This window comes from Polynucleobacter sp. 35-46-11, assembly GCF_002281105.1.
In genome coordinates, this window is record NZ_NCFJ01000206.1 from 1 (window position 1) to 4168 (window position 4168).

Genomic DNA, 4168 nt, shown 5'->3' on the forward strand with positions numbered 1-4168 from the left:
ATATACATAAGATCCTCTCTTATTCAATTGAGGGGAAAATGATGTCGGCAAAAACTGTAGGAGAAAAGTCTTTATTTTTGACTTTGGCTCAAATATCTTTGGGTATCGCGCTTTTAGGCCTATCAAGCCATTTGGCGCTCAATAGCAGTCGTTATTTGGAGGCATTGAACCAAAATGACCTTAACCAGTACCATGCATTTAGCCTATTAGTTTGCCTCAGCTTTATTTCGGGAGTATTCCTTATAGCTCAGCATGTATTGACTCAGGATCGTGATCAGGTAGACGAGGAATTTGAAAAAGCTATCAGCTACTGATAGTGCGCATTGGGATAATTGGGCTGATAGAAGAATTTCCGAAAACTGAATCTTTAATGCTTTATCTGGCTAGTGGTGCAGTCAAATATTTTTATATATCAATTTAGATATATAGATACAAAATTTAATTATTTGTAGAAATAAAGCTATGCATAGACAATACATTTGCTATGTATAAATACGACCACATTGACCAAACCCTTGTAGACCAGAGGGTTGCCCAATTCAGAGATCAGGTCGAGCGTCGCCTAAATGGCACCCTCCCTGAAGAAGAGTTTCGACCACTCCGTTTGCAAAATGGCTTGTATCACCAGCGACATGCTTACATGTTACGCGTTGCTATTCCATACGGCTTATTCAGTTCGAAACAGTTACGCACCCTAGCTGTTATTGCGGAAAAGTATGACCGTGGTTATGGTCACTTTACGACCCGTCAAAATATTCAATTCAATTGGGTGGAGTTGGAGCAGACCCCCGATATATTGGCTGAACTAGCCAAAGTAGAGATGCATGCAATTCAAACTTCAGGTAACTGCATCCGAAACATTACAAGCGATGCTTTTGCAGGTGTTGCAGCTGATGAATGTATTGACCCTAGGCCAATTTGTGAATTGCTTCGTCAATGGTCCACCTTGCATCCAGAGTTTGCTCATCTACCGCGAAAATTTAAGTTTGCGATTAATGGTGCTAAAGAAGATCGTACAGTGTTGCTTTGCCATGATGTGGGTATTGAGCTCCAAAAAAATCCAGATATCAATCATGGAGAACTGACTGCGAATATCTACGCGGGTGGGGGTATGGGGCGCACTCCAATTTTGGGCTCGTTAATTAAAAAGAATTTGCCTTGGCAAGTTCTCCCAAGTTATCTGACTGCATTGCTGCGGGTATATAACCGTTTTGGTAGAAGAGAAAATCTCTATAAGGCCCGCATTAAGATCTTAGTCAAGGCATTGGGCCCAGAAGAATTCGCACGTCAAGTGGAGGGTGAGTGGGCTCAACTACATAACGACACTAGGCAGAGTAAGGATAATTTCACTCAAGCTGAATGGGATAGGGTAGCCAAACACTTCACTAGGCCTGGCTATCAATCTCTAGTTGCGCTTAACCAGCAGCAAGTGCTCTCTTATTTCCAAGCACAGCTAGAACTTAATGAAAAAATTGCTTTTAGTCGTTGGCTAGAGCGCAATGTTAAGTCTCATCAAGTTCCTGGATATGCTTCAGTAATTTTGTCGCTCAAACCTCACGGCACCGCTGCGCCTGGAGATGTAACTAGTGATCAAATGAATGCTATCGCGGATTTGGCGGATCAATATAGTTTTGGTGAACTACGAGTTACTCATGAACAAAACTTAGTCTTGGCTGATGTTGAGCAGACTGAGCTTCTTAGTCTCTGGAGAGCGGCAAAAAAAAACCATCTTGTGCTGTCTAATATAGGGCTATTAACCGATATCATCGCCTGTCCTGGCGGGGATTTTTGTTCATTGGCTAATGCTAAGTCTCTACCAATTGCCAAGGCAATTCAAGAGCGTTTTGATGATCTTGATTATCTCCATGACCTTGGTGATATCTCATTAAATATTTCTGGTTGCATTAATTCTTGTGGCCATCATCACGTCGGCAATATTGGTGTACTCGGTGTTGATAAAGACGGGGAAGAGTGGTACCAAATTACCTTAGGTGGCGATCAGGGAAAGAATGCATCTGTTGGAAAAGTCATCGGACCATCCTTTTATGCCAATGAAATTCCGGATGTTATGACTAGCATAATCAATACCTACGTGGAGCAACGTTCGGCTGATGAGCCATTTATTGAGACCTATCGTAGGTTGGGCGTCATCCCATTTAAGGATGCTGCCTATAGACATAGCAGTAAACACGCTAAGGGCGCGGCTAATAGCTAGCTTGGCTTAATGAGAATATGAACCATCAAATTATTTATTATCCCAAAGACGGCAAGCCATTATTGATGATTAATGAGTGGTATGTGTGGAACAGGGAGCATGATGAAGGCGGTATCCCGGATTTAGCTCACGGTTTTCATAAAGTGCTGGTGCCATTTCATTGGTGGCTTAGTCATCATAAGAATCCCGATATCTTGGATCGTGCTCAGGATGGGAAAATCGGGGTGTGGTTTGCGGCGGATGACGACATTCTGAAGTACTCAGAAATTATTGAGAGCGGCAAATTAATCTGGCCGGTAGTCGGGGCGTACTTTCCGTTTTTTAGGGATGGTAGAAGCTTTAGTACTGCGGCCTTATTAAGGGAGCGTTTTGATTGGCAGGGTGAGATTAGAGCGCTTGGCGATGTTTTAATCGATCAACTCCTGCAAGGTGCCAGAGTGGGATTTGATAGCTTTGAATTGCGCCCAGATCAGAATCTAGATATTGCTCTTAAACAATTTAATCTTTATAGCGTCACCACTCAAAATAGTTGGCGCGAGCAACGCGCTACTATCGCCTAAGTTATCAAGAACCATGTCCACACAAAATCTTCTTGAGCTGGGTAAGGTTTTCTTGGTTGGCGCAGGTCCTGGCGCAGTGGATCTCATTACTTTGCGCGGTGCAAGGTTATTAGCTCAGGCTGATATCGTGTTTCATGATGCTTTGGTTGACCCTGAAATGCTGTATCTTTGCTCTCAAGCTATTCAGGTGCCGGTGGGTAAGCGTTGCGGAAAGTTGTCTTCGGCACAGCACTTTATTAACAAACGTCTCATTGACGCTGCACATCAATATAAAACCGTTGTTCGATTAAAAGGTGGTGACCCAATGATTTTTGGGCGCGCTGATGAAGAAATCCAGGCCTTAAAAGATAGCAATATTGATGTAGAGGTTGTTCCTGGTATTACCGCTGCTTTAGCTGGTGCTGCTTCTATTCAGCAGTCACTTACTTTGCGCGGGGTGAGTAGAAGTGTGGCATTTGTCACTTTGGCGCAAAGCAATGACTTAAATTCTGAAAGCCCATCAATATCGGAGTATGTTCCTATGGCACAGCCGAAGGCAGATACTTTGGTGTATTACATGGGGCGAAAGGATGCGGTAAAAATTGCCAAACAATTGATTGAGGCTGGGACGCATCACCATAGAGGAACCCCTGTTCATATTTTAGAGTCTGTCAGCACTAAAAGTGAACGACATTTGTCAAGCACTCTTGGGGAACTGGCTGATGGACACGCGATTGATTGGTTCAACATTAGCTCACCTGCGCTCATCATGATTGGCGAGGCTCTAAGGGAGAATCTAGAAGCACCTTCCTCTACATTAAACGGATCTTGCGGCGTAATCGATGATGGCTTGCAGGACAGCCTCGTCTTCACCAACAGCCGGCTTTGTGCTTAAGGTAATTGCAGGAAATTTTTCACGACAATTGGCGAGAAGTGCGGGGAAGTCATGTCGTAAATGGCCACCTTGGCCAAAGAAGACTGGAAGTATCTTAATTTCTTGAACTCCTTTCATTGCTAAGGAGCTGATTGCAGCTTCGAGGCTTGGATCCATCATTTCTAGAAAGGCAAGCTCAACCAACACATTTGGATGCTGTGCCACCCACTTTTCTTTCAGGCGATCAAAGGGTTCGCGCCAGCGAATATCTCGAGCACCATGGCCAAATAAGATCAGAGCCTTCATGCAATCCTTCTAATAAAGATTTCTATAAGTGTTTAAGCTTACTCTGAATTTAATTGGACGTCTTTATTAGGGTCTTAGTTTTGTAATTTACTTTGAAATGATAAGAAATTTTAGATAGATACTGTTTACCGATCAGGGTAGACTGTAATCTTATATATACGAGGTCTTTTGTATGAGCTCAGTAGGTCCCAAGTCCGTCTTTGAACGGGGTATTTGGTATGTCATCATTCAGGC

Annotated in this window: 5 protein-coding genes; 4 read left to right on the plus strand and 1 reads right to left on the minus strand. The window is 43.3% G+C overall.

All coding sequences use genetic code 11. The annotated features are described in order from the left end of the window. From B7Y67_RS11875 to cobA, 4 genes are all read left to right on the plus strand, one after another. Window positions 1-314 (plus strand): hypothetical protein (locus tag B7Y67_RS11875; protein ID WP_293598823.1); only part of this gene is annotated, 314 nt, incomplete at its 5' end. Window positions 315-484: 170 nt separating this feature from the next. Beyond that, the gene (locus B7Y67_RS11880; RefSeq protein ID WP_293598824.1) at window positions 485-2215 is read left to right on the plus strand and encodes a nitrite/sulfite reductase; all 1731 of its coding nucleotides are present in this window, start codon (window positions 485-487) and stop codon (window positions 2213-2215) included. Window positions 2216-2232: 17 nt separating this feature from the next. Further along, complete coding sequence (locus tag B7Y67_RS11885; RefSeq protein WP_293598825.1) at window positions 2233-2775, plus strand: DUF934 domain-containing protein; 543 nt, start codon at window positions 2233-2235, stop codon at window positions 2773-2775. Between the two features lie 13 nt (window positions 2776-2788). Further along, window positions 2789-3649, plus strand: a complete 861-nt coding sequence (cobA, locus tag B7Y67_RS11890) for a uroporphyrinogen-III C-methyltransferase (protein ID WP_293598826.1) — start codon at window positions 2789-2791, stop codon at window positions 3647-3649. Here the strand turns inward: cobA and B7Y67_RS11895 are convergent. Beyond that, window positions 3572-3934, minus strand: coding sequence for a CbiX/SirB N-terminal domain-containing protein (locus tag B7Y67_RS11895; protein WP_293598827.1), 363 nt, complete (start codon window positions 3932-3934; stop codon window positions 3572-3574). The genes cobA and B7Y67_RS11895 overlap by 78 nt on opposite strands. Window positions 3935-4168: the final 234 nt, after the last annotated feature.